At 67.4% G+C, this 23338-nt stretch carries 20 protein-coding genes and 1 tRNA gene; 14 read left to right on the forward strand and 7 right to left on the reverse strand.

Annotation, left to right across the window (positions count from 1 at the left end; genetic code table 11):
- Positions 1-25 precede the first annotated feature (25 nt).
- The 4 genes from ACN6O8_RS02150 (at position 26) to ACN6O8_RS02165 (ending at position 2600) form a co-directional block, all read left to right on the forward strand.
- Positions 26-406, forward strand: a complete 381-nt coding sequence (locus ACN6O8_RS02150; RefSeq protein ID WP_427989427.1) for a hypothetical protein — start codon at positions 26-28, stop codon at positions 404-406.
- Positions 407-426: 20 nt separating this feature from the next.
- A tRNA-Met gene (locus ACN6O8_RS02155) sits at positions 427-503 on the forward strand.
- Positions 504-726: 223 nt separating this feature from the next.
- A complete protein-coding gene (locus ACN6O8_RS02160) occupies positions 727-1071 on the forward strand; it encodes a hypothetical protein (RefSeq protein ID WP_427989428.1) in 345 nt (114 codons plus the stop codon).
- Positions 1072-1316: 245 nt separating this feature from the next.
- On the forward strand, positions 1317-2600 hold the full coding sequence (locus ACN6O8_RS02165) for a TIGR03862 family flavoprotein (protein ID WP_427989429.1): 1284 nt from the start codon (positions 1317-1319) through the stop codon (positions 2598-2600).
- Between the two features lie 6 nt (positions 2601-2606).
- Here ACN6O8_RS02165 and ACN6O8_RS02170 read toward each other — a convergent pair whose 3' ends face one another.
- The gene (locus tag ACN6O8_RS02170) at positions 2607-3008 is read right to left on the reverse strand and encodes a hypothetical protein (protein ID WP_427989430.1); all 402 of its coding nucleotides are present in this window, start codon (positions 3006-3008) and stop codon (positions 2607-2609) included.
- A gap of 66 nt (positions 3009-3074) precedes the next feature.
- Positions 3075-3434, reverse strand: a complete 360-nt coding sequence (locus tag ACN6O8_RS02175; protein WP_427989431.1) for a hypothetical protein — start codon at positions 3432-3434, stop codon at positions 3075-3077.
- 170 nt (positions 3435-3604) lie between these two features.
- Between ACN6O8_RS02175 and ACN6O8_RS02180 the strand changes: the two genes are divergently transcribed.
- The 5 genes from ACN6O8_RS02180 to ACN6O8_RS02200 all read left to right on the forward strand — a co-directional run bounded on the left by ACN6O8_RS02180 (position 3605) and on the right by ACN6O8_RS02200 (position 7645).
- Positions 3605-3736, forward strand: a complete 132-nt coding sequence (locus tag ACN6O8_RS02180; RefSeq protein WP_006388387.1) for an entericidin A/B family lipoprotein — start codon at positions 3605-3607, stop codon at positions 3734-3736.
- Positions 3737-3865: 129 nt separating this feature from the next.
- On the forward strand, positions 3866-4291 hold the full coding sequence (locus ACN6O8_RS02185; protein WP_427989432.1) for a BPTD_2524 family lipoprotein: 426 nt from the start codon (positions 3866-3868) through the stop codon (positions 4289-4291).
- 2 nt (positions 4292-4293) lie between these two features.
- The gene (locus ACN6O8_RS02190) at positions 4294-4707 is read left to right on the forward strand and encodes a hypothetical protein (RefSeq protein ID WP_427989433.1); all 414 of its coding nucleotides are present in this window, start codon (positions 4294-4296) and stop codon (positions 4705-4707) included.
- A 101-nt stretch (positions 4708-4808) separates the two neighbouring features.
- The gene (locus ACN6O8_RS02195) at positions 4809-6101 is read left to right on the forward strand and encodes an aspartate carbamoyltransferase (RefSeq protein WP_049072460.1); all 1293 of its coding nucleotides are present in this window, start codon (positions 4809-4811) and stop codon (positions 6099-6101) included.
- Between the two features lie 131 nt (positions 6102-6232).
- Positions 6233-7645 (forward strand): diguanylate cyclase, encoded by a 1413-nt coding sequence (locus ACN6O8_RS02200; protein WP_427989434.1) that lies wholly within the window; start codon positions 6233-6235, stop codon positions 7643-7645.
- A 91-nt stretch (positions 7646-7736) separates the two neighbouring features.
- Here the strand turns inward: ACN6O8_RS02200 and ACN6O8_RS02205 are convergent, their stop codons facing one another.
- Complete coding sequence (locus tag ACN6O8_RS02205) at positions 7737-8636, reverse strand: recombination-associated protein RdgC (protein WP_427989435.1); 900 nt, start codon at positions 8634-8636, stop codon at positions 7737-7739.
- Positions 8637-8785: 149 nt separating this feature from the next.
- Between ACN6O8_RS02205 and ACN6O8_RS02210 the strand changes: the two genes are divergently transcribed.
- Complete coding sequence (locus tag ACN6O8_RS02210; RefSeq protein WP_006388393.1) at positions 8786-8995, forward strand: hypothetical protein; 210 nt, start codon at positions 8786-8788, stop codon at positions 8993-8995.
- A gap of 398 nt (positions 8996-9393) precedes the next feature.
- Here ACN6O8_RS02210 and ACN6O8_RS02215 read toward each other — a convergent pair whose 3' ends face one another.
- The 3 genes from ACN6O8_RS02215 to ACN6O8_RS02225 all read right to left on the reverse strand — a co-directional run bounded on the left by ACN6O8_RS02215 (position 9394) and on the right by ACN6O8_RS02225 (position 13502).
- Positions 9394-11055, reverse strand: coding sequence for an MFS transporter (locus ACN6O8_RS02215; protein ID WP_427989587.1), 1662 nt, complete (start codon positions 11053-11055; stop codon positions 9394-9396).
- Between the two features lie 265 nt (positions 11056-11320).
- The gene (locus tag ACN6O8_RS02220) at positions 11321-12697 is read right to left on the reverse strand and encodes a sensor histidine kinase N-terminal domain-containing protein (protein WP_427989588.1); all 1377 of its coding nucleotides are present in this window, start codon (positions 12695-12697) and stop codon (positions 11321-11323) included.
- Between the two features lie 115 nt (positions 12698-12812).
- Positions 12813-13502 (reverse strand): response regulator transcription factor, encoded by a 690-nt coding sequence (locus ACN6O8_RS02225; RefSeq protein WP_006393745.1) that lies wholly within the window; start codon positions 13500-13502, stop codon positions 12813-12815.
- Positions 13503-13838: 336 nt separating this feature from the next.
- Between ACN6O8_RS02225 and recA the strand changes: the two genes are divergently transcribed.
- Positions 13839-14903 (forward strand): recombinase RecA, encoded by a 1065-nt coding sequence (recA, locus tag ACN6O8_RS02230; RefSeq protein WP_427989436.1) that lies wholly within the window; start codon positions 13839-13841, stop codon positions 14901-14903.
- 93 nt (positions 14904-14996) lie between these two features.
- Complete coding sequence (recX, locus tag ACN6O8_RS02235; protein WP_427989437.1) at positions 14997-15734, forward strand: recombination regulator RecX; 738 nt, start codon at positions 14997-14999, stop codon at positions 15732-15734.
- A 60-nt stretch (positions 15735-15794) separates the two neighbouring features.
- Here recX and ACN6O8_RS02240 read toward each other — a convergent pair whose 3' ends face one another.
- Positions 15795-16712, reverse strand: a complete 918-nt coding sequence (locus ACN6O8_RS02240; RefSeq protein ID WP_427989438.1) for a LysR substrate-binding domain-containing protein — start codon at positions 16710-16712, stop codon at positions 15795-15797.
- A gap of 182 nt (positions 16713-16894) precedes the next feature.
- Between ACN6O8_RS02240 and metE the strand changes: the two genes are divergently transcribed.
- Together metE and ACN6O8_RS02250 are read left to right on the forward strand one after the other, a co-directional pair.
- Positions 16895-19192 carry a 5-methyltetrahydropteroyltriglutamate--homocysteine S-methyltransferase gene (gene metE, locus ACN6O8_RS02245; RefSeq protein WP_427989439.1) on the forward strand — a complete coding sequence of 766 codons (2298 nt, stop codon included), beginning with the start codon at positions 16895-16897 and terminating at the stop codon, positions 19190-19192.
- Positions 19193-19358: 166 nt separating this feature from the next.
- Positions 19359-23330 carry a Pls/PosA family non-ribosomal peptide synthetase gene (locus ACN6O8_RS02250; protein ID WP_427989440.1) on the forward strand — a complete coding sequence of 1324 codons (3972 nt, stop codon included), beginning with the start codon at positions 19359-19361 and terminating at the stop codon, positions 23328-23330.
- The last annotated feature ends 8 nt before the right edge of the window (positions 23331-23338 follow it).

Below are 23338 nucleotides of genomic sequence, written 5' to 3' on the forward strand. Positions count from 1 at the left end.
TGTAGGCGTCAGATTGGAGATGACCATGGCCCTTTTTCCCGCCCCCGCCCCCCGTTCGCAACGCTTCGACCTGCTGTGCGGTGCCAGCCGCCAGATGTACCTGCGGGGCGGGGCGACGGTGGTCTGCGTCACGGGCAGCCTGATGCTGGCCGAGCCGGCGTATCGCTCGGACGTGCCGCCAGGCGTCTATTTGCCGCCGCCCGCGCGCCTGCATGCGGGCGAGAGTTTCGTGCTGGCGGAGCGCGGTCCGCTGACGCTGACGGCGCTCACCCCGGCGCACGTGATTTGCCTGGAGCGCCCCGGTGCAATGGCCTGGATCCGGGCCATCGCCGGCTGCTGGCGGGGCCTGGCGCACAAGAATAATCCGGCCGGGCGGCTCGGTGCGCTGCACAACATTTCAAAATGATGTATGATTCACACATCAGACGCGGGGTGGAGCAGTCTGGCAGCTCGTCGGGCTCATAACCCGAAGGTCGTAGGTTCAAATCCTGCCCCCGCAACCAGTTTCAAGCAGTACCCGGCGCCCGGCGCGGCCCGTATTCCGGCCCGCCACCGCCCAGCAGAAAACCGCGACGCCAGTCGCGGTTTTTTTTCGTCCCGCGCTTGCCTTGTATCAAGCTGCCGTTCCAGTCGGGGCTTTCCCGGAGGCCGGCGGCCGCACAGCGTCCGAGGGCTGCGCTACCATGGTTCAGGCGCGCACGTCCGCCGCGCACACGAGGAGGGGCCATGGGCACGGCAAAATACGATCATCCCGGCTACGTTGCCGATACCGGTATCGAAGGCAAATATCACGTGGGCATCTGGTGCCCGCATGGCTACCCGGCCCACATCCATATCGGCCGGCCCGCCGAACGGGGCGATCCCCAGGCACTGCTGCGGTTGCGCATACCCGACGGGGTGTTCCAGTCGCTGCCCGACGATCCCGAGACCCTTTGCCGTCGCGCCTTGGGCCAGGCCCTGGACGCCGGGCTGCTGCGCGCGGTGGCGGTCGACGGCGAATACCAGGAATTGCGTTTCCAGCTCGACGCCGAGCCCTGGCCGGGCCCGATGCAGGCCGCGGGCAACACCTAGAAGGCAGTTCCCGTCAGTCGCGTCCCGCGGGGCGCGCCCCAGTTACCCACAGCGACTGTGGACAAGCCTTGGGATAGACGCTGCGCATGTCGCGATATCGTAGCAATATCAAAGGTTTGGCCACGGCGATGAAAAAATGCCCCATGCGGGGTTTTTTTTCGTCCGGCGCAAGCCGTGGCCGGCCCATGCGACAATCGCAGCCCCGGCGGTGCGTCCCACCCTGGTTTACCTGAACTTCGCTCCTCATGCCTTCCCATCCGCATCCCTCCCAGGACGCCCCGATCCCCTGCGGCAAGCGCGTGGCCGTGATCGGCGGCGGGCCGGCGGGCTTGATGGCCGCCGAGGGCCTGGCCGCGCGCGGCGCCCAGGTCGACGTGTACGACGCGATGCCGTCGGTGGGGCGCAAGTTCCTGATGGCCGGCCGCGGCGGGCTGAACCTGACGCACAGCGAAGCCGCGGCGCCGTTCCTGGCGCGCTATGGCGAGCGTGCCGCGCGGATCGAACCCTGGCTGCGCGAACTCGATGCGACCGGCCTGCGCGAGTGGGCGCGGCAGCTAGGCATCGAAACCTTCGTGGGTTCCTCGGGCCGCGTGTTTCCCGCCGAAATGAAGGCCGCGCCGCTGCTGCGCGCCTGGCTGGCCCGGCTGCGCGCCAGTGGCGTGCGCTTCCATATGCGCCACCGTTGGCTGGGCTGGCCGCCGGTCGTGGCGCCGGGCGCCGCCGAATTGCGCTTCGACACCCCCGAAGGCGTGCGCGGGCAGGCGGCCGACGCGGTGGTGCTGGCCCTGGGCGGGGGCAGTTGGGCCAAGCTGGGGTCGGACGGCGCCTGGCTGCCGGGACTGGCCGCGCACGGCATCGCCACGGCGCCGTTGCGGCCCGCCAATTGTGGTTTCGATGTGGCCTGGTCGGCGCACTTCCGGCAGCGCCATGCTGGCCAGCCTGTCAAATCGGTCACTTTGCGCGTGGTCGGGGAGGCCGGCCCCGGGCCGGCGCGCCAGGGCGAGTTCGTGGTCACGGAAAGCGGCATCGAGGGCAGCCTGGTGTATGCCCTGTCGGCGCCCCTGCGCGACCGGATCGAGGCTGCCGGGCACGCCATCGCGCTGCTCGATCTGGCGCCCGGCTGGACGCAGGAAAAGGTGTTGGCGGCGCTGACCCATTCGCGCGGCGCGCGCTCGATGTCGAGCCATCTGCAAAGCCGGCTGGGGCTCACGGGCGTCAAGGCGGGATTGCTGCGCGAAAGCGCCGGGGCCGAGACTTTCCGGGATCCCGAGCGTCTGGGGCGGTTGGTCAAGGCGCTGCCGCTGCGGCTGGAGCGCCCGCGGCCGATGGACGAGGCCATCAGCACGGCGGGCGGCGTGCGCTTCGAGGCGCTGACGCCCGGCCTGATGTTGCAGGCCGCGCCCGGCGTGTTCTGCGCGGGCGAAATGCTGGACTGGGAGGCGCCGACGGGCGGCTACTTGCTGACCGCGTGCATGGCCAGCGGGGTGGTGGCCGCGGCGGGCGTAGCGGATTTCCTGGCGGGGCGCTGAGCCGGGTCAGGAGCCGCGGGGATAGGAGGAGGCGCCCTGCGGCGGGCGCGGCGCGAGGTCATTGACGACATGGCCGACGACCGCGGGGCCGTCGGGCTGCGTGATGATGCCGATGACCCGGGTGACGGCGCTGGCGGGCACGCGGGTGCCTTGGCCTGGATCCTGCACCAATTGCCAGATCCTGGCGTCACCCACAGGTTCGCTCACGGGCGCGCCATTCGAGAAATCGAGACAATCGCGGGCGAATATCGACCAGTCCGAGGCGCTGCAAGGCAAGCCGTGCGCGGTGGCCAGGCGAGCCAACGCCAGAGGCGCATCCGCCTGGCTCGCGGCGTGCTGGGCGGCGGCGCCCAGCGAGACATCCAGCGACAGCAGGCGGAGGAACTCTACGACATTGTCGGTATTCATTCTGCGGTCTCCCTCTCTTGTTTGGGCTGTTCCGGGCGTCGGCCGGGGGGCGGCCGGGATGTCGGGTCAGCCGGGGCCTTGTCCCAGCATGGCGACCAGCGATTGCTTCAGGCGCGCCGAAAAAATGGGTACCGTGTGCGAGACGCCATTGCGGTCGATGCCTTCCTTGAGTTGCACCGACTGGCCCAGGAAGATGTCGGGCGCGCCGGCAATGGCGTTGTATCGGGCCAGCAGGTCGTCGACCTGTTCCTGGGCGTCGGCCAGGGTGCTGCTGGCGGCGAGGCGGCCGGCGGCATGGGCCTGGAGGATGCGGTGCAGATCGTCGATGAAGAGGGCCAATGCCGCCTGTCCGCGGCATTGCGGCTGCTCCCAGCCCCAGGCGTCGGGCATGGCGCCGCTGTTTTCCGATACGTGTTTCTTGGTCATTAGCGCATCCTAATCCATTGCCGCCAAATACGCGACAGCCGCGCGCGGCGAGGCCATGTGGCCGATGGCCAGCGCTTGCGTGCAGGCGCCAGGGCGTGGGCACCGCTGCGCAAATCGCGGCCTTTGCGGTATGCTGGCTCCGGTTTCCACGCCTCGACAAGGAGATGTCCATGAAGAACAAAGTGATTCTCGTCATGCTGCTTTCGATTGCCGCCATGTCGGCGGGGTGCAATACCGTTGCAGGGGCCGGCAAGGACATCCAGCGCGGCGGTGAAAAGATCGAGGGCGCCGCGACCAAGTAAAGGTGCCGGGCGTTCCGCGCGCCGCGTGCGCGACCAGGGCCACGTAGAAATGCCAGGGCATTTCGGGCGTGGCCTTTTTGCGGCCGCTGGCATAATCGCGGGAATCCGAATCCGATGGCAGGAAGAATCATGCGCAAGTCTGTGTGGGTGGGCGTCACGTTGCTGGCTTTGCTGGGCGGTTGCGCCAGCACCGGCGTGTACGAGTCCGAGGCCGTGCTGAAAGAGACGTTCAGCGTCGATACCAATTACCAGGCGGCATTCCGGCGCGCGGGCGAATACGTGCGGGCCTGCCATGTGAATGTGCAGCATCCCTACAACGTGGCCTACGCCTGGAAGCATGTCCTGGGCGAGAAGGGCGCGCCCGACGAGGTGCAGGTCTACAAAGTGGGTGAAACCGCCAAGATCCTCGAATTGATTTCGGCCGAGTCCGATGGCCCGGCCAAGGCCAAGGTCACTGTCACGGTCCTGGGCGAAGGCCGCTGGGATGCGGCCGAACTCGCCGCGGCGCGCGCCTCGATCCAGAGTGCCACGCCGGTCTGCCGCAAGGGCGGATAGGCATGGACGCACGCACCCGGCAGATCCGCGCCGCCGGCACGTCGTTCGCCTTGCTGGCGGGCGCGTTGCGCTTGCTGGGCTGGCTCAATGGCGGCGCCGCGCTGGGTCTGACGGCGTTCGCGCTGGGCATGGTGGGCGGCGATATCGCCGCCCCCGATCTGCAACTGCCTCTGATGCTGTTGCTGGCGGGCCTGCTGTTGGCCTGCCTGGGGGCGGTGTTCGCCTATCTGGCACAGGTCAGTCTGTTGCGCCAGGGCTACAACGGCCAGTGGACCCGCGCGCATCTGCCGGCGCAGGTACTGGGATTGCTTTGTTACCTGGCCAGCGCGCTGGCCTTCTGCGTCGGTTGCTGGTTGGCGGCCGGGCAGGCCACCACGGACGCGGCGCCGCACATGACGACCTACGCCCGCCGTTGAGTTTTAAGGGTAAACCCGTGTGCGCAAAAGTGTTGGACATGCACTTGCGTTGAGAATAATATGCGCAGTGCGTATATAAACCCCTCTCTCCGGGACCTGTCATGACCATTTCCCAGCAAGCCTTCCTGCGCGACGCCATGCGCCGCCTGAATCTCACGCGCGACGTGTTCGCGACGCGGATCGGCGTGAAACGCCGTGCCCTGGATACCTGGCTGTTGCCCGAGGGGTCGCAGGAATTCCGCGCCATGCCGGAGGTGGTGCAGCGCTTCGTCAGCGAAATCGTGCAGAACGGCGTCCTGCTCGAAAAATATACGCAGAGCGTACAAGATGGCCCGCTGCGCGAGCGTATCGCGGTGGAAGGCAAGCATCAGTTGCTGTCGGTGGATCAGTTCACGCGCGAGTCGGTCGAAGACCTGTTTCGCGTTGCCGACATGATGCAGCCCATCGCGCGTCGCCAGAAGGTCTCGCGCGTGCTCGAAGGCGCGGTGCTTGGGAACCTGTTCTTCGAAGCCAGCACGCGAACCCGCGTGAGCTTCGGCTCGGCCTTCTGCCGTCTGGGCGGTTCGGTTTGCGACACCACCGGCTTTACCTTCTCGTCGATGGCCAAGGGCGAGTCCATCTACGACACCAGTCGCGTCATGAGCGGCTACGTCGATGCGATGGTGATCCGCCACCCGGATCAGGGGTCGGTGGCGGAATTCGCGCGCGCCACCAACATCCCGGTGGTCAACGGCGGCGACGGCCCGGGCGAGCACCCCAGCCAAGCGCTGCTCGACCTGTACACGATCCTCACCGAGTTCTCGCGCCTGGGCAAGCTGCTCGATGGCGCGCACATCGCCATGGTCGGCGACCTGAAGTACGGGCGCACGGTGCATTCGCTGATCAAGCTGATGGCGCTGTACAAGAACGTCAAGTTCTCGCTGGTGTCGCCCAAGGGCCTGGAGATGCCGTCCTACATCATCGAGCAGGCCAGCCGCAACGGCAACATCATCGAGCAGAAGACCTCGCTGGCCGAGGGCCTGGCGGGCGCCGACGTGATCTACGCCACGCGGGTGCAGAAAGAGCGCTTCGCCAACGAAGAGAACGAAGGCTACACGCCCGACTTCCAGATCAACCGCGCCATCATCGATGCCTACTGCGGCCCGGATACGATCGTCATGCACCCGCTGCCGCGCGACAGCCGGCCGGGCGCCAACGACCTGAGCGTGGACCTGAACCATGATCCGCGCCTGGCGATCTTCCGCCAGACCGACAACGGCATTCCCATCCGCATGGCCATCTTCGCCGTGCTGCTGGGCGTGGAAGGACTGGTGCAGCACTCGCTGCGCGATGTGACGTGGCAGCACCCGTCGCACATCGGCCCGGACGACTCGGTGTTCCACGGCCTGGAGTAAGGCGCCCGCGGGGCGGCGCGGCGAGGCCGCCATGACGGCCGCCGCCGGCGATTTCAAGCATAATCCGCGCTGGTTTTTCCTGTCGCGTGTCGCTCCGAGACACGCCGGGGAATCTTCGGTCGGAAGGTCTTATGTCTTCGATTAGTCGCGCAGTCCTGTCTTCTCCTGATCCCGCCGGGCAGGGCTGTTATCTGAGCGCATCCAATGCCCAGGCCTGGGAGGCGGTCTATTCCTCGGTCGACGCCTATACCCGTGGCCAGGTCGCGGCGGTTGTGTCCGACAGCGCCAACGAACTGGTCGACGCCTTCTATTCCACCCTGCTGGGCGACGCCGAAGCGGGCCCGCGCCTGTCGCACGAGATCGTCGCCACGCGCCTGCATCAAGGCATGAAGGGCTGGCTCAAGGGCTTGCTGTGCGTGCGCGAGCAGGGCGACATCGCGGCGCTGATGGCGATCCAGAAGAAGGTCGGCGAGGTGCATGCGCGCGTGCATATCCCGATCCACCTGGTGATGGCCGGCGCGCGCATCCTGAAGAACGAAATCGCGCAGCGCCTGCGTGCCAGCGACCTGGACGGCGTGGCCGCATCGATCGCGACCCAGTATGTCTGCAACCTGTTCGACCTGGCGATCGAGCAGATGAGCCGCGCCTTCATGCGCGACATCAACCGTGGCGCCCGCAACGACGAGGCCTATCGCTTGTTCGCGCTGGGCCAGAACATTTCCACCGAGCGCGAGCGCCAGCGCGCCGCGCTGCTCGAATGGAGCCAGGCGGTGTTGATCGGTCTGCATTACCGCGCGCCCGAGCAGGTGCTGCCGCGACTGTCGGCCTCCGAGTTCGGCCTGTGGCTGCAACACAAGGGCGGCGTGCTGTTCGAGAGCGCGCCGGCGTTGCGCCAGATCACCGATGCGGTGGCGCGGCTCGATGACGTGGTGCTGCCCAGCCTGCTGCAGGGCAGTGCGCAGACGCTGCCCGACCAGGTGCGCGAGCTGCAGGAACTGGTGGCGCGCATCAAACACTTGCTCAACGGCCTGTTCGACATGGTGGCCGAGATCGAGAGCGGCAGCGATCCGCTCACCAACGTGCTGAACCGCCGCTTCCTGCCGTCGGTGATCGGGCGCGAGATCCTGATCGCCACGCGCGAGCATTCGACGTTCTCGGTGCTGTTGCTCGATATCGACCATTTCAAGGCCATCAACGACCGGCATGGCCACTCGGGTGGCGACCAGGTGCTGCGTCAGTTCGCGGAAGTCGTGCACCAGTCCTGCCGGTCGAGCGACTTCGTGTTTCGCTATGGCGGCGAGGAGTTCCTGGTGGTGCTGGTGGACACAGGCCGCGAGGCCGCGCTGGCGGTGGCCGAGAAGCTGGGGGCGGAGATCCGCCGCCACGCCTTCGTGATTGCGCAGGCCGGCAGCCTGCGCATCACCACCAGCATCGGCGTGGCGACCTTCGACGGGCATCCCGACTACGCCTACCTGATCGAGCGGGCCGACAAGGCGCTGTACCAGGCCAAGCAGTCCGGGCGCGACCGCTGCGTCGCGGCCTGAGGAGCTGCCCGGCGCAAGGCGGCCCAGCAGGCCCATGAAAAAGGCCGCCCGTTCCGGGGCGGCCTGTCGTGGCGGCGTCCGCGCGCGGGGCTCAGATCTTCTTTTCGCCGCCCAGCGCTTCGACCAGCTCGGCCAGCATCTTGGCCAGCTCGCCGGTCATGAGCATCATGTCGGAGTCGAACTTCTCGTCGTCATTGGCGGCGACGGTGTCGTTACCTTCCTTGAGCACGTCCAGCGGCGCGACGCGCTTGACGTCCAGGCCTTCGGTCAGCACGAACGAAATGCGGTCGGCCCAGGTCATGGCCAGGCGGGTGCACTGCTTGCCCGACTGGATGTGGCGGCGCACATCGTCGGCGTCGATCGAGTGCTTGACGTAGCGGATGGCCGCGCCGCTTTCGCCGGACGAGCGCAACTCGGTGTCCTGGTCGATGCTGAAGTTGGTCGGCGCTTCGTCCTCGGCCAGCCAGCCGGTCATGGCCGACGCCGGCGACTGGGCCACGTACAGGTTTTCGAGCGGGAACGGGTCCACGCACTTGGCCAACAGGCCGATCACTTCATCGGCTTTGGCCGAGGCGGCGGCATCGATCACCAGCCAGTGGTTCTGCGGGTCGATCCAGACGCGGGTGTCGCGGTAGACGCTGAAGGCGCGCGGCAGCAGCTCGTCGGTGACGCGCTCCTTGATTTCCTTCATCTGCTTGCGGCCCGGCTTGTAGCCCTGCTGCTCTTCGATTTCCTGGGCGCGCGCCTTGGCGACCTGGTTGACGACGGTGCTGGGCAGCAGCTTTTTCTCGGCGCGCAGATTCAGCAGGATCTGCCCGCCGACGACGTGGGCCAGCCCGCCGTTTTCACGCGGCGGCACCCAGCCCAGGCTCTGCATTTCGAGGTTGTTGCCGGCCTGGTAGGCATGCCGCGCGAGCGTTTCTTCAAGCTGCTCGCCGGTCAGCGTCCACGGCGAGGAAAGACGGTAAATCTTGAGATTCTTGAACCACATGAGCGTCGGCCAAAAGGGTTGATTCTATACGACGCAGACCGCTTTGCCGTCGCGGCAATACGATGGGGCGAGGCGACACGTTCTGTCACTGACAGGGACACAGCCATGCGGTAATGTCCGCCACATCCCTGTGCAATAGGAGAAGAAGCATGAAAATCGTCGGTGCCATCCTGATCGTGCTGGGCATTGCCGCCCTGGCCTACAAGGGCTTCAGCTACAAGTCCGAGGAAACCGTGCTGCAGGTCGGCTCGGTCAAGGCCACGGCCGAAACCGAGAAGTCCGTGCCGATCCCGATGTGGGCCGGCATTGCCGCGATCGTGGCCGGCGTGCTGGTCATCGGCGTGGGCATGCGTCGTTGAGGCGCCCATTGCGGAATACGAGGCGGCCGGCGATGGCCGCCTTTTTTCATGCCGGGGATATCCGTGGCGGCAAAAAAAGCGGCCCGGCTCAATAGAGGCCGGGCCGGTACGGGAGCACACAATACCGCGTCATAAAAGGCTCGCGGGGAACGCGGTATCGGTGTCAGAACACTAGCCCTGCAACCGCCTGGCAGGGGGATCAATCGCCGGGCGATGAGGCGCAAGGCCGTAATCTGAGGCGCCAGTCTAACGGGGGGGGTCTGACAGCGTCCTGAATCGGCCGGCGCGCTCATGCCGCGCGCGGGCGGGGCGCGGCGTTGCGGCAAAAAAAAAGCCCCCAAGGGAGCTTTTGAAAGGCCGGGCAGGCGCAGCAGTCCCGCCCGGCGGGGGATGGTCGGTCAGCCGTTGATGTCGTTGTCCTTGGATTCGCGCACGAACAGCGTGCCGATGACCAGGGTCATGACCGCGATGATGATCGGATACCACAGGCCGTCGTAGATGTTGCCGGTGGCGGCCACCACGGCAAAGGCGACCGGGGGCAGGAAGCCGCCGAACCAGCCGTTGCCGATGTGGTACGGCAGGCTCATCGAGGTATAGCGGATGCGGGTCGGGAACATTTCCACCAGCATCGCCGCGATCGGGCCGTACACCATGGTCACGTAGATCACCAGGATGGTCAGCAGCAGCACCACCATGACGGTGTTGGTCTGCGCCGGATCGGCCTTGGCCGGGTAACCGTGGCTGCGGATGGCGGCGGTCAGGGCCTTGTCGAGTTCAGCGGTCTTGGCCTTGAAGTCGGCGGGCGCCATGCCCTTGCCGTCGAACGAGGCGAACTCGTCATTGCCGATCTTGACCTTGGCGACCGCGCCGGCCGGGGCCGCTTCGTTCTTGTAGTTCACCGAATTGCGGGCCATGAACGACTTGACCACGTCGCACGAGCTGGTGAACGAGGCGGTGCCCACCGGGTTGAACTGGAACGAGCAGGTGGTGGGGTCGGCGATGACCGTGACCGGCGCGCTGGCCTGCGCCTTCTCGAGCGCGGGGTTGGCGAAGTGGGTCAGGCCCTGAAAGATCGGGAAGTAGGTCGCCGCGGCGATCAGGCAGCCGGCCATGATGATGGGCTTGCGGCCGATCTTGTCCGACAGGGCGCCGAAGATCACGAAGAACGGGGTGCCGATCAGCAGCGCGACCGCGATCATGATGTTGGCGGTGTTGGCGTCGACCTTCAGCGTCTGCGTCAGGAAGAACAGCGCGTAGAACTGGCCGGTGTACCAGACCACTGCCTGGCCGGCGGTCAGGCCCAGCAGCGCCAGCAGCACGACCTTCAGGTTCTTCCATTGGCCGAACGATTCGGCGATCGGCGCCTTCGAACCCTTGCCTTCTTCCTTCATGCGCTGGAAGGTCGGCGATTCGTTCAGTTGCAGGCGGATCCACACCGAGATGCCCAGCAGCACGACCGAGATCAGGAACGGAATGCGCCAGCCCCAGGCCTTGAAGTCGTCTTCGCCCATGAACGTGCGGATGCCCAGGATCACCAGCAGCGACAGGAACAGGCCGAGCGTGGCGGTGGTCTGGATCCACGAGGTGTAGAAGCCGCGGCGGCCATGGGGGGCGTGTTCGGCGACGTAGGTCGCCGCGCCCCCGTACTCGCCACCCAGCGCCAGGCCTTGCAGCAGGCGCAGCACGATCAGGATGGCGGGGGCGGCCAGGCCGATGCTGGCGTAGCTGGGCAGCACGCCCACCAGGAAGGTGGACAGGCCCATGATCACAATGGTGACCAGGAAGGTGTATTTGCGGCCCACCAGGTCGCCGAGGCGGCCGAACACCAGCGCGCCGAACGGACGCACCGCGAAGCCGGCGGCGAAGGCCAGCAGCGCGAAGATGAAGCCGGCGGTCGGGTTCACGCCGGAGAAGAAGTGCTGCGCGATGATCGCGGCCAGCGAACCGTAAAGATAGAAGTCGTACCACTCGAACACCGTGCCCAGCGACGAGGCAAAGATGACGCGGCGCTCATCCTTGGTCATCGGGCGCGGATTCGCGGATGAACCGCGGCCTGCCATGGTAGTTGTGCTCATGATGTCTCCTCGATTTTCTTGGCCGGCGGTTCTCCGCCGTGCTTGACCCTCCGCCGGCGGGGCCGACATCGAGCTATCGCAAGGTTGGCGGGCGAGGCTGACGAGGTACTGACGTGACCCTTACCTGAATCTTAAAATTGAAACTTAATGTAAGTGTGCCTGGGGAAGCTAGGGATAGTCCTAGGGGCGGAAGGGGGAACTCGTGGCGCCTTGCCAGCGTCGGCGCAGGCCGGCGCGGGGGGGCGCGATGCTAGTCGCCGAGGTCGTCGGCCGGCTCGGCGTAGAGCGGGAAGACCACGCGGATGCGGGTGCCCGGCAGGTCGGAGTGAGGCGTCGGGTGGTCGCTGACGAGCACGGTCGCCTGATGCTTCTGGGCGATTTCCCTGACGATCGCCAGGCCCAGGCCGCTGCCGTCCGACAGCGTACCCAGCACCCGATAGAAGCGGTCGAAGACGCGCTCGCGCTCTTCCGGCGCGATGCCGGGGCCGGAATCTTCCACCTCCAGGATGCCCTGGCCGCCGTGTCCCAGCACCCGCACCGTGATATGGCCGCCGCGCGGGGTGTAGCGCAGGGCATTGTCGACCAGATTGTTGAGCAACTCGGCCAGCAGTAGCGGGTTGCCGTTGATCTGGACCGGCGTCTCCGAACCCTCGAAGCCGAGGTCGGTGCCGAGCGACAGCGCCTGCGGCACCCAGTGCATGGCCTGCTCGTAGGCGATGGCGTTCAGGTCGGTAGCCGCCAGGCCGATGGCGTTGGGGTTTTCCGCCCGCGCCAGCAGCAGCAACTGGTTCACCAGACGGGTGGCGCGCTCGGAGCCGGTGACCAACTGGCGCAGGCTGGCCTGCATTTCCTCGGGACTGGCGTCGCGCAGGGCCAGTTCGGCCTGGGTGCGCAGACCGGCCAGCGGCGTCTTCAACTGGTGCGCGGCATCGGCAACGAAGCGGCGCTGCGCCTGCACGTTGGCCGAGAGGCGGTCGAGCAGGTCGTTCATGGCCGCCACCAGCGGCGCGATCTCGGACGGCGCGGCGCGCTCGTCGATGGGCGATAGGTCGTCCGGCCGCCGCGCCCGCAGCCGCTGCTGCAGCGCGTTCAACGGCGCCACGCCGCGCGACAGCCCGAACCACACCAGCAGCACCGCGATCGGCAGCACCACGAACTGCGGAATGATCACGCCCTTGATGATGTCGTTGGCCAGTTGCGTGCGCTTTTCCACCGTTTCGGCCACGATCAGCAGTGCCGGCTGGGTGTTGGGCAGGTTCAGGTCGACCCAGGTGTAGGCCAGGCGGACGCCGAAGCCGCGCAGGGTGTCGTCCTCATACTGCACTTCGCCGGGGCGCGGCTGGCCGACCGAGGCCGGCAGGGGCAGGGCGCGGTCGCCACCCAGGTATTCGCCGCGGCTGCCCAGGGCCAGCCAGAACACGCTGTCGGTTTCGTCGGCGCGCAGCACCTCGCGCGCCGCGTCGGTCATCTTCAGGACCGCGCGGCCGTCCTGGGCGTGGACCTGGCGGGTCAGCACATGCAGGTTGTTGGCCAGCGCGCGGTCGTAGGGCACGTTGGCGATGTTCTGCGCCACCACGTAGGTAATGGCGACGCTCATGGGCCACAGCAGGAACAGTGGCGCCAGCATCCAATCGAGGATCTCGCCCAGCAGCGAGCGCTGCGGCGGCGCGAAGCTGGGGCCGCGGGCCCCGGCCTGCATCACATCCAGCGCTTCCTGGTTGAGCGTCTCCGGCTGGGGCGGTTCAGCTTGCGAGGTAGGCCGCACCCTGATCCCGTTCGAGGCAATAGCCCAGGCCGCGCACCGTCACGATCTTCACGCCGCTGGGTTCGAGTTTCTTGCGCAAGCGGTGCACGTAGACCTCGATGGCGTTGGTGCTGACTTCCTCGCCCCATTCGCACAGGTGGTCGACCAGTTGGGTCTTGCTGACCATGCGGCCGCTGCGCGTGAGCAGGATTTCCAGCAGGCTGACCTCGCGCGCCGACAGATCCAGCGTCTGGTCATCGACCATGGCCACGCGCCCGGTCTGGTCGAACACCAGCCGCCCGTGCTTGAGCAGCGTGGCGCCGCCGCCGGCGCCGCGGCGGGTCAGGGCACGCACGCGCGCCTCCAGCTCGGACAACGCGAAGGGTTTGGCCATGTAGTCGTCGGCGCCCAGATCCAGGCCCTTGACGCGCTGCTCGATGCTGTCGGCGGCGGTCAGGATCAGGACGGGCAGGGCGGAATTGCGGGCCCGCAACCGGCGCAGCACTTCCAGGCCGGCCAGTTGCGGCAGGCCGAGATCCAGGATGAGCAGGTCGAAGGCCTGGGCCGCCAGCGCCGAATCGGCGGCCAGGCCGTCGCGCACGGCATCCACCGCATAGCCGTTGTGGCGCAACGAGCGTGACAGGCCGTCGGCCAGGATGCTGTCGTCTTCGGCGATCAGGATGCGCATGGGCAGTCGAAAGAAGGTGAAGCACGCCGCGCTGGACGGCGTGCGCATGCCGCCCTGGGCGGAACCGGGGCGGCGGGCCGGGGAGGCGCAATGGGGACATAGCGCCCGTTTTTTCCCCGATTCTGGCATACGGCACCGGGCTTGCCCACTCAGGGTATACGTGGAAAACTGTGGCACACTGTTTTTTTGTACAGTACAATCCGATGCCATAATCTGCGCTATCGCTTTCCGATCAACCGTCTCGATCACCCCCTTGCGACAACCCGCGCGCTGACCTTCACGCGCCGCGCCGCGATACTCGATACCCGATACGTTACAGACCCGACAGGACACTACATGGACGACAAAACCACCAAGGCCGCCGCTGCGGAAAAAGCCAAGGCGCTGGCCGCCGCGCTCTCGCAGATCGAAAAGCAGTTCGGCAAGGGCTCGATCATGCGCTACGGCGACAACGAGGTCTCGCATGACATCCAGGTGGTTTCCACGGGTTCGCTCGGTCTGGATATCGCGCTGGGCGTCGGCGGCTTGCCGCGCGGCCGTGTCGTCGAAATCTACGGTCCGGAATCGTCGGGCAAGACCACCCTCACGCTGCAGGTCGTCGCCGAAATGCAAAAGCTGGGCGGCACCTGCGCCTTCGTCGACGCGGAACACGCGCTGGATGTCCAATACGCGTCCAAGCTGGGCGTCAACCTGGCCGACCTCTTGATCTCGCAGCCGGACACGGGCGAGCAGGCGCTGGAAATCACCGACGCGCTGGTGCGCTCGGGTTCGGTCGACCTGATCGTCGTCGACTCGGTGGCCGCGCTGGTGCCCAAGGCCGAAATCGAAGGCGAAATGGGCGATTCGCTGCCCGGCCTGCAGGCCCGCCTGATGAGCCAGGCGCTGCGCAAGCTGACCGCCACCATCAAGAAGACCAACTGCATGGTCATCTTCATCAACCAGATCCGCATGAAGATCGGCGTGATGTTCGGCAACCCCGAAACCACCACCGGCGGCAACGCGCTCAAGTTCTACGCTTCGGTGCGCCTGGACATCCGCCGCATCGGCTCGATCAAGAAGGGCGACGAAGTGGTCGGCAACGAAACCCGCGTCAAGGTGGTCAAGAACAAGGTCGCGCCGCCGTTCAAGCAGGCCGAGTTCGACATCATGTACGGCACCGGCATCTCGCGCGAAGGCGAAATCATCGACCTGGGCGTGGCCGCCAACGTGGTGGACAAGTCCGGCGCGTGGTACAGCTACAACGGCAACCGCATCGGCCAGGGCAAGGACAACGTCCGCGAATACCTGAAGGAACACAAGGAACTGGCGATCGAGATCGAGAACCGGGTCCGCGAAAACCAGGGCATCGTCAGCCGCGCCGCGGAATTCGTGCCCACTGCCGAAGACGACAGCGACGAGTAACCCCGTCACCGTATCGTCCCGGGCTGGCCAGCCCGGCCGCCCGCGGCAGGCTCCCGTCCCGGGAGGCCTGCCGCTGGCACATGGAGCAAACGCATGAGCTGGAAACCGCCCGTCACGTCCGCCGACCGCCTGCGCGCCAGGCTGGACGATGAATTCGAGACCGTGGCCAAGCCCGAAGGCTTGCGCCGCACGTCGGACCTGCGGCGGGCGGCTGAATCCCGCGCCGCGTCCGACCACGATCTGGATGGCGCGGCGCCGGAGCAAGCCGGTGCGCCGGCGTCGCAGTGGCAGCGCAGTTCCGAACGGCGCGCGGCCGGCGGGCGTGGCCGGCGCGGCAAAGAGGGCGGCGAGGGTGCGCCGGCGTCCGAAGGCACGCCGCGCACGCCGCCCAAGGGGCCGTCGCTGAAGATGCGCGCGGTCGGTTATCTGTCGCGCCGCGAGCACGCCCGGGACGAATTGGCGCGCAAGCTCGCGCCCCATGCCGAAGACGCGGACGAAGTCGAGCGCGTGCTGGATGCGCTGGAAAAAGAGGGATGGCTGTCGACCGAGCGCTTCGCGCAAAGCCTGGTGCATCGGCGCGCCTCGCGCCAGGGGGCGGCGCGCATCGTGCAGGAATTGCGCCAGCACGGCGTGGACGACGTCCAGGTGTCCGAATTGCGCGAGCAATTGCGCGCCACCGAGCACCAGCGTGCGTTCGAGGTCTGGCAGAAGCGTTTCGGCGCCAAACCCGAGGATCGCGCCGCCTATGCCAAGCAGGCCCGCTTCCTGGCCAGCCGCGGCTTCGCGCATGACGTCATCCGCCGCATCCTGGGCGCGGGCGACGACGACTGAGCGTGCCACGCGGCGAGGGCAGTCAGCGCGTCGCGCTCCGCGCCGCCAACGCCCATTCCTTTATTTCACCGATTTGATGCCGCTCAGCGTCTTGAAGCAGACATCGCGGGTGAGCGTCAGGAACTCGTCGATGTATGACGCGTCGGTGTCCTCGCTGCGCACGGTCGCGTACAAGGTGCGCCACACGCCTTGCGGCCCGAGGCGGCACTGGCGCAGCCAGCCCTGGTTCATGTATTCGGTCAGCGCCCAGTTGGGCAGGGCGGCCACGCCGCGGTTGCTGGCCACCAGCTGGGCAATGATGGGGGTCAGCTCGGCCTTGCGGATGGCGGCTGGCTCGACGTCGGCGGGATCCAGGAACGCCGTGAAGACGTCCAGGCGCTGCTTGTCGACCGGATAGGTGATCAGTGTCTGGTCGGCCAACTGCTCCGGCATGATGAACTTACTGCCGGCCAGCGGATTCGATTCGGACACGGCCAGCACCAGCTCGTACTTGAACAGCGGCAGGTACTCGACCGCGTCCAGCGGTTGCGGATCGGAAGTGATCACCAGGTCGAGGTCGCCACGCACCAGCGCCGGCAGGGGCGCGAAGGAAAACGCCGCCGACAGATCCAGCGCCACGTCTGGCCATTGCGCGCGAAAGGCGTCGAGCGCCGGCATCAGCCACTGGAAGCAGGAATGGCAGTCAATAGCCAGGTGCAAGCGGCCGGTGCGGCCCGCGGCCAGCCGTTGCAGTTCCCGCTCGGTGGCGCGCATGCGCGGCAGGACTTCGTCGGCCAGCGCCAGCACCCGCAGGCCGGCGGTGGTCAGGCGGGCCGGGCGGGTACGGCGGTTTAGCAGCGGCGTGCCCAGCCGGGTCTCCAGGTCGCGCAACTGGTGCGACAGGGCCGACTGGGTCAGGTGCAGGCGCTCGGCGGCTTCCTGCAGGCTGCCGCCTTCACGGATGGCGGTCAGCGTTTCGAGATGGCGGATTTCCAGCATGGGGCGATGACGGTGAGAAGGACGCGGCGCTCCGGTGGCCAGCGTTGCCGGCCACCGGGGAGTGAGCGGGTATTGTATGAGATTTTTTCATCTTATGAATGTAGACATTGATTTTGATTCATTTTGCTTTGGCCTCAGAATAGCTGGCACTTGAACAGAATTTGTCTCATGACGGGATTTCCATGACTACGATTCATAATTTGGGGTTCCCCCGCATTGGTGCCCAGCGCGAACTGAAGCGCGCGGTCGAAGCCTACTGGGCAGGCAAGCAGACCGGCGAAGCGCTGGAACAGACCGGCCGCGAGTTGCGCGCCCGCCATTGGCAGGTGCAGGCCGCCGCAGGCGTCAAGTTCGTGCCCGTGGGCGATTTCGCCTGGTACGACCAGATCCTGGAATGGACCACGCTGCTGGGCGCCGTGCCCGCGCGCTTCGGCCAGAAGGACAACGAACCGGTCTCGCTGGACACGCTGTTCCGCATGGGCCGCGGCCGTGCCCCGTCCGGCAAGCCCGCCGCCGCTTGCGAAATGACCAAATGGTTCGACACCAACTACCACTACATCGTGCCGGAACTGGTGCCGGGCCAGACCTTCCGCATCGCCCGTGAATCGTTGTTCGAGCAGATCCGGGAGGCCCAGGCGCTGGGTCATGCCGTCAAGCCGGTGATCCCGGGGCCGCTGACCTGGCTGTTCCAGGGCAAGGGCGACGCCTTCGCGGACGGCGCGGCCGATGCGGCCAAGCTGCAACTGCTGGCCAACCTGGTGCCGGTGTACGAGGAAGTGCTGGCCCGTTGCGCCAAGCTGGGCGTGCAATGGGTGCAAATCGACGAACCGATCCTGGTGCTGGATCTGCCGCAGGCCTGGCGCGACGCCTTCAAGCAGGTCTACGCCACGCTGTCGGGCAGCCCGGTCAAGCTGCTGGTTGCCACCTACTTCGACGGCTTGAAGGACAACCTGGACACGGCGCTGGGCCTGCCGGTGGCCGGCCTGCACGTGGATCTGGTGCGCGCCCCGGAGCAACTGTCCGAGGTGCTGGCCGGCCTGGGCGCCGACAAGGTGCTGTCCGCCGGCGTGATCAACGGCCGCAACATCTGGCGTACCGACCTGGACGCCGCCATCGCCACGCTGGCGCCGGTCAAGCAACAGTTGGGCGAACGCCTGTGGCTGGCCCCGTCGTGCTCGCTGCTGCACGTGCCGGTGGACCTGGCCAACGAAACCGAGCTGGACGCCGAGCTCAAGAGCTGGCTGTCGTTCGCCGCGCAGAAGCTGGAAGAACTGAGTCTGCTGGGCCGCGCGCTGGATGGCGCCACCGCGCCCGGCGTGCAGGACGGCCTGGCCAAGCAGCGCGCCGCCCTGGCCGCCCGCCGCTCGTCCGCCCGCATCCACAATCCCGCGGTGGCGCAGCGCATGGCCGCGTCGGCCAGCGTGTCGCGTGAGCGCGCCCCGTTTGCTGGCCGCATCGCCCGCCAGCAGAAGGAACTGGGCCTGCCGGCGTTCCCGACCACCACCATCGGCTCGTTCCCGCAGACCGCCGAGATCCGCGCGCTGCGCCGCGACTGGAAGGCGGGCGCCCTGACCGACTCGGCCTACGAGACGGCGATCCGCAAAGAGATCGAGGAAGTGATTCGCTTCCAGGAGAAAGTCGGCCTGGACGTGCTGGTGCACGGCGAGCCCGAGCGCAACGACATGGTGGAGTATTTCGGCGAGCTGCTGGCCGGCTTTGCCTTCACCAAGAACGGCTGGGTGCAGAGCTACGGCTCGCGCTGCGTCAAGCCGCCGATCATCTTCGGTGACGTGGCTCGCCCCGCGCCGATGACGGTGGGCTGGTCCTCCTACGCCCAATCGCTGACCGACAAGCCGGTCAAGGGCATGCTGACCGGCCCGGTCACCATCCTGCAGTGGTCGTTCGTGCGTGACGACCAGCCGCGTGAACAGACCTGCCGCCAACTGGCGCTGGCCTTGCGCGACGAGGTGGTGGATCTGGAGGCCGCCGGCATCAATGTCATTCAGATCGACGAACCGGCCATCCGCGAAGGGCTGCCCCTGCGCCGCGCCGACTGGCAGGCCTACCTGGACTGGGCGGTGGACTGCTTCCGCCTGTCGACGGCCGGCGTGCGCGACGAGACGCAGATCCACACGCACATGTGCTATTCGGAGTTCAACGACATCATCGAGTCGATCGCCGCCATGGATGCGGACGTGATCACCATCGAGACGTCGCGCTCCAACATGGAACTGCTCAAGGCCTTCGAGGATTTCCGCTACCCGAACGACATCGGCCCGGGCGTCTATGACATCCACTCGCCCAATGTGCCCGAAGTGGACTGGATGGTCGGCTTGATGCGGAAGGCCGCTGCCCGCCTGCCCAAGGAGCGCCTGTGGGTGAACCCGGACTGCGGCCTGAAGACCCGTGCCTGGCCGGAAACCGAAGCCGCGCTGATCGGCATGGTGCAAGCCGCCCGCGCGCTGCGCGAAGCCGCCTGAAGCGCGGCGGCTGGCCGGGCGGGGGCCCCTGCGGGCCGCCAACCGCGAACCCCTGTGTTGTGTGCGGGATGCACATCGCAGGGGTTTTTTTCGTCGGGGCTTGAACGAATTCACGCCTTGTGGGTCAATAGGCAAACATCCCCTCTGCCGGATTGTCGCCGTACCTATGATTCTCCAAGGCCCCTATCGGCCGGATCTGCTGCAAGCGGAAACGCTGCCCGATATTCTGGAAGCCACGATCCTGCGGTATCCCACCGCCATCGCCATTCATTGGCTGGATCAATCCCTGACTTATGAAGACCTCGGACGCCGCGCCGACCTGGCCGCGCATCACCTGATCGAGGCCGGCGTGCGGCCCGGCGATATCGTCGGCCTGTGCCTGCCGCGCGGCGACGAACTGCTGGTGATGCAGGCCGCCATCGCCAAGGCCGGCGCCGCCTGGCTGCCCTTCGAGTCCGACACGCCGCCCGAGCGCATGCTGGTTTGCCTGCAGGACGCCGGTTCGCGCGGCCTGGTGGCCGGGGGCGAGGTGCGGCTGGACGGCATGACCACCTGGACGCCCTGGGAGCTTTCGGCGCCGGTCGAGGGCACCCTGCGCCGCCGGGTCGGTCTGTCGCCCGAACATCCCGCCTACGTGATCTACACCTCGGGCTCCACCGGCAAGCCCAAGGGCGTGCCGATCAGCCAGGCCAGCATCTGTCATTTCCTGCGCAGCGAAAACGAAGTGCTCGGCGTGCGCCACGGTGACAAGGTCTACCAGGGGTTCTCGGTCGCCTTCGACATGTCGTTCGAGGAAATCTGGATCAGCTACCTGGTGGGCGCCAGCTTGTGGGTGGCGCCCAAGATGCTGACCACCGACCCCGAGGCCCTGCCCGATGCGCTGGTGCGCGAGGGCGTGACGGTGCTGCACGCGGTGCCGACGCTGCTGGCGCTGTTCGCGCGCGATGTGCCGGGCCTGCGCATCGTCAACCTGGGCGGCGAGATGTGCCCGGAGTTCCTGGTGCAGCGCTGGGCCACGCCCGGCCGGCGCCTGTTCAACACCTACGGCCCGACCGAGACCACCGTGTCGGCCAGCCTGGCCGAACTGCTGCCGGGCCAGCCCGTGACCATCGGCACGCCGCTGCCCAACTACGGCATGCTGATCCGCGGCGAGGATGGCGCGGTGCTGCCGCAGGGCCAGACCGGCGAACTCTGTATCACCGGCCCCGGCGTGGCTGGCGGCTATCTGGGGCGGCCGGAACTGACGGCCGAGAAGTTCCTGGCCAATCCGCGCCCCAGCGGCGAGCACGACACCCGCATGTACCGCAGCGGCGACCTGGCGCGCATTGACGAGAACGGCCAGATCCAGTGCCTGGGCCGCAGCGACGACCAGGTCAAGGTGCGGGGCTTCCGTGTCGAGCTGGGCGAGATCGAGGCCGCGCTGTACCGGCAGGCCGGCGTCGGCGCGGCCGCCGTGGTGCTGCGCGACCTGGCGGGCATCGATCAACTGGTGGCGTTCCTGACGCCGGAAGGCGATGCCCGGCTCGATCCGCACGCGCTGCGCGCGGCGCTGGCGGCCGAGTTGCCCGCCTACATGATCCCGGCCCGCTTCGAGCTGGTGGCCGAAGTGCCGCGCCTGACCTCGGGCAAGATCGACCGCAAGGCCTTGAAGGCGCGCGAACTGGCCACCGCGTCCGAGCCCAGCGGCGAGGACGACACCCCGGTCTCGCCTGCCGAACACGCCTTGTTCGAGGCGTTGCGGCCGTTGTTCCCGGGCCAGCCGCTGCGGCTGGCGAGCGATTTCTTCCGTGACCTGGGCGGCCATTCGCTGCTGGCGGCGCGGCTGGTGTCCTCGCTGCGCAAACATCCGCAGTTCTCGGCGCTGACCATGCACGAGCTCTACCAGCATTCGGTGCTGGGCGCGCTGGCGGCGCGGCTAGACGCGCTGGCGGCCGAATCGGCGGCTGCGGCGGCGCCCGTCCAGCAGGCGCCGATCGAGCGCGTGCCGCAATGGCGCCGCTGGGCCTGTGGCCTGGCGCAACTGGCGGTGCTGCCGCTACTGATCGGCGTGCGCATGCTGATCTGGCTGACGCCGTTCTTCACCTATCACTATTTCACCGGCGACGAGGGCGATTCGGTGTGGCGCGCGGTGGCGCTGTCGATCGCCAGCTACCTGGCCTGCAACCTGCTCAGTTTCGGCGTGGCGGTGGTCTGCAAATGGGGCATCCTGGGCCGGCTCAAGGCGGGCCGCTACCCGCTCTACGGCTGGACTTTCTACCGCTGGTGGCTGGTCGACCGCATCTTCGATATTCCGCCGGCGCACCTGCTGGCGGGGTCGCCGTTGCAGGCCTGGTACCTGCGGGCGCTAGGCGCGCGCATCGGTCGCGATACCGCCATCAGTCGCATTTCGGTGCGCGCCCCGGACTTGCTGACGGTGGGCGACGGGGCCAGCATCGGCGCCGCCGTGAACCTGGAAAACTTCGAAGTGCGCGGTGCGCATTGGGAAGTCCGGCCCATCACGCTGGGCGAGAATGCCTATGTCGGTTCCTACGCGGTGCTGCAGGGCGACGTCGTGATCGAGGCCGACGGCCGGCTCGATGGCCTGTCATCGCTGCCTGCCGGATCCCGTATCCCGGCCGGCCAGATCTGGACCGGCGCGCCGGCGCGGCATGATCCGCAGGCACGCGCCCCCGAGTTGCCCGAGCGGCCGGCGCGCGAAGGGCGCTGGGCGCGGCTGGACGTGCTGGCCTACGCGGCCGGCGGCACGCTGATCGCGGCGCTGTTCTTCATGCCGGTGTTCCCGAGCTTCGTGCTGATCGACTGGATCGACGCGCGCTGGCTCGACCTGATGGGGGCGCGCGTGTCCTGGCCCTACGCGTTCCTGGTCTACCTGCTGCTGGCCCTGCCGGCCAGCGCCTTGCTGCTGTTTCTGACGGTGCTGGTGTCCGCCCTGTTGCGCTGGACGCTGCTGCCGCGCCTGGCGAGCGGCCGCTGGCCGGTCTATGGCCAGATCTACCTGCGGCGCTGGCTGACCAACCAGATCCAGGAGTCCAGTCTGAGCGTGCTGCACGGCCTGTACGCGTCGATCTACGCCGGCACCTGGTACCGGCTGCTGGGCGCCAAGGTCGGGCCCGGCACCGAGATCTCGACCGCGATGGGCATCGTGCCCGACATGCTGACACTGGGCCGCGACAGCTTCATCGCCGACGGCGTGATGCTGGGCGACGAGGAGATCGACCGCGGCTGGATGACCATGCGGCCGACCGTCATCGGCAACCGCAGCTTCGTCGGCAACGGTGCCTATGTGCCGGACGGCTCGGTGCTGCCCGACGATGTGCTGATCGGGGTGCAGAGCCGGGCGCCGGCCAATGCCCGCATGGCCAGCGGCCAGACCTGGCTAGGCAACCCGCCGCTGGCGCTGCCGGCGCGCGAGCAGGCGGCGGGCTTTCCCGAGCACCTCACCTTTCGCCCCAGCCTGGGCCGCAAGGTGGCGCGCGGCGCGGTCGAGTTGATGCGCATGATCCTGCCGCTGGCGGTGGTGATCGCGGTGGGCTACCTGACGGTGATGAAGGTCATCCCGATCGCGGCGCGCGACGGTTTCGTGGCGGCGTTCGACGAGCTGATGCTGGCCGGCGTGGCGTACGGCGTCGGCACTTTCCTGTTCCTGGTGCTTCTCAAGTGGTTGCTGATCGGCCGCTACCGGCCGCGCGCCGAACCGATGTGGACGCCGTTCGTCTGGAAGAGCGAAGCCGTCACCAGTCTGTATGAATCGATCGCGGTGCCCAATTTCTTCAATTTCCTGCGCGCCACGCCCTGGCTGCCGCTGGCGCTGCGCTGCATGGGCGCGCGCATCGGCAAGGGCGTGTTCATGGACACCACCGACGTCACCGAGTACGACTGTGTATCAATTGGGGACGATGCGGTCATGCATGCCTGGTCGGGTCCGCAGACCCACCTGTTCGAAGACCGTGTCATGAAAATCGGGCAGGTGCGGATCGGCAAGGGCGTCAATGTCGGCCCGCGCAGCACCATCCTGTACGACACCCGGGTCGAGGAGGGCGCCCGGCTGGGGCCGTTGACCCTGGTGCTCAAGGGCGAGAGCATTCCGGCCGGGCAGGCCTGGATCGGCAGCCCGGCCACGCCGTGGACGCGGCGCTGAGCCGGGGA

The organism is Achromobacter sp., assembly GCF_050285565.1.
Lineage (GTDB): Bacteria > Pseudomonadota > Gammaproteobacteria > Burkholderiales > Burkholderiaceae_B > Achromobacter.

Coding starts and splice junctions, on each gene's coding strand:
- ACN6O8_RS02220 (WP_427989588.1), bottom strand. CDS start 12,697: ATGCTGGCGCCACTGTTCCTGCTGTGGCCCATGAGCGTCGCCATTACC.
- recA (WP_427989436.1), top strand. CDS start 13,839: ATGGACGACAAAACCACCAAGGCCGCCGCTGCGGAAAAAGCCAAGGCG.
- ACN6O8_RS02210 (WP_006388393.1), top strand. CDS start 8,786: ATGAAAATCGTCGGTGCCATCCTGATCGTGCTGGGCATTGCCGCCCTG.
- ACN6O8_RS02240 (WP_427989438.1), bottom strand. CDS start 16,712: ATGCTGGAAATCCGCCATCTCGAAACGCTGACCGCCATCCGTGAAGGC.
- ACN6O8_RS02160 (WP_427989428.1), top strand. CDS start 727: ATGGGCACGGCAAAATACGATCATCCCGGCTACGTTGCCGATACCGGT.
- ACN6O8_RS02225 (WP_006393745.1), bottom strand. CDS start 13,502: ATGCGCATCCTGATCGCCGAAGACGACAGCATCCTGGCCGACGGCCTG.
- ACN6O8_RS02215 (WP_427989587.1), bottom strand. CDS start 11,055: ATGGCAGGCCGCGGTTCATCCGCGAATCCGCGCCCGATGACCAAGGAT.
- ACN6O8_RS02170 (WP_427989430.1), bottom strand. CDS start 3,008: ATGAATACCGACAATGTCGTAGAGTTCCTCCGCCTGCTGTCGCTGGAT.
- ACN6O8_RS02205 (WP_427989435.1), bottom strand. CDS start 8,636: ATGTGGTTCAAGAATCTCAAGATTTACCGTCTTTCCTCGCCGTGGACG.
- metE (WP_427989439.1), top strand. CDS start 16,895: ATGACTACGATTCATAATTTGGGGTTCCCCCGCATTGGTGCCCAGCGC.
- recX (WP_427989437.1), top strand. CDS start 14,997: ATGAGCTGGAAACCGCCCGTCACGTCCGCCGACCGCCTGCGCGCCAGG.
- ACN6O8_RS02165 (WP_427989429.1), top strand. CDS start 1,317: ATGCCTTCCCATCCGCATCCCTCCCAGGACGCCCCGATCCCCTGCGGC.
- ACN6O8_RS02250 (WP_427989440.1), top strand. CDS start 19,359: ATGATTCTCCAAGGCCCCTATCGGCCGGATCTGCTGCAAGCGGAAACG.
- ACN6O8_RS02200 (WP_427989434.1), top strand. CDS start 6,233: ATGTCTTCGATTAGTCGCGCAGTCCTGTCTTCTCCTGATCCCGCCGGG.
- ACN6O8_RS02175 (WP_427989431.1), bottom strand. CDS start 3,434: ATGACCAAGAAACACGTATCGGAAAACAGCGGCGCCATGCCCGACGCC.
- ACN6O8_RS02195 (WP_049072460.1), top strand. CDS start 4,809: ATGACCATTTCCCAGCAAGCCTTCCTGCGCGACGCCATGCGCCGCCTG.
- ACN6O8_RS02185 (WP_427989432.1), top strand. CDS start 3,866: ATGCGCAAGTCTGTGTGGGTGGGCGTCACGTTGCTGGCTTTGCTGGGC.
- ACN6O8_RS02180 (WP_006388387.1), top strand. CDS start 3,605: ATGAAGAACAAAGTGATTCTCGTCATGCTGCTTTCGATTGCCGCCATG.
- ACN6O8_RS02150 (WP_427989427.1), top strand. CDS start 26: ATGGCCCTTTTTCCCGCCCCCGCCCCCCGTTCGCAACGCTTCGACCTG.
- ACN6O8_RS02190 (WP_427989433.1), top strand. CDS start 4,294: ATGGACGCACGCACCCGGCAGATCCGCGCCGCCGGCACGTCGTTCGCC.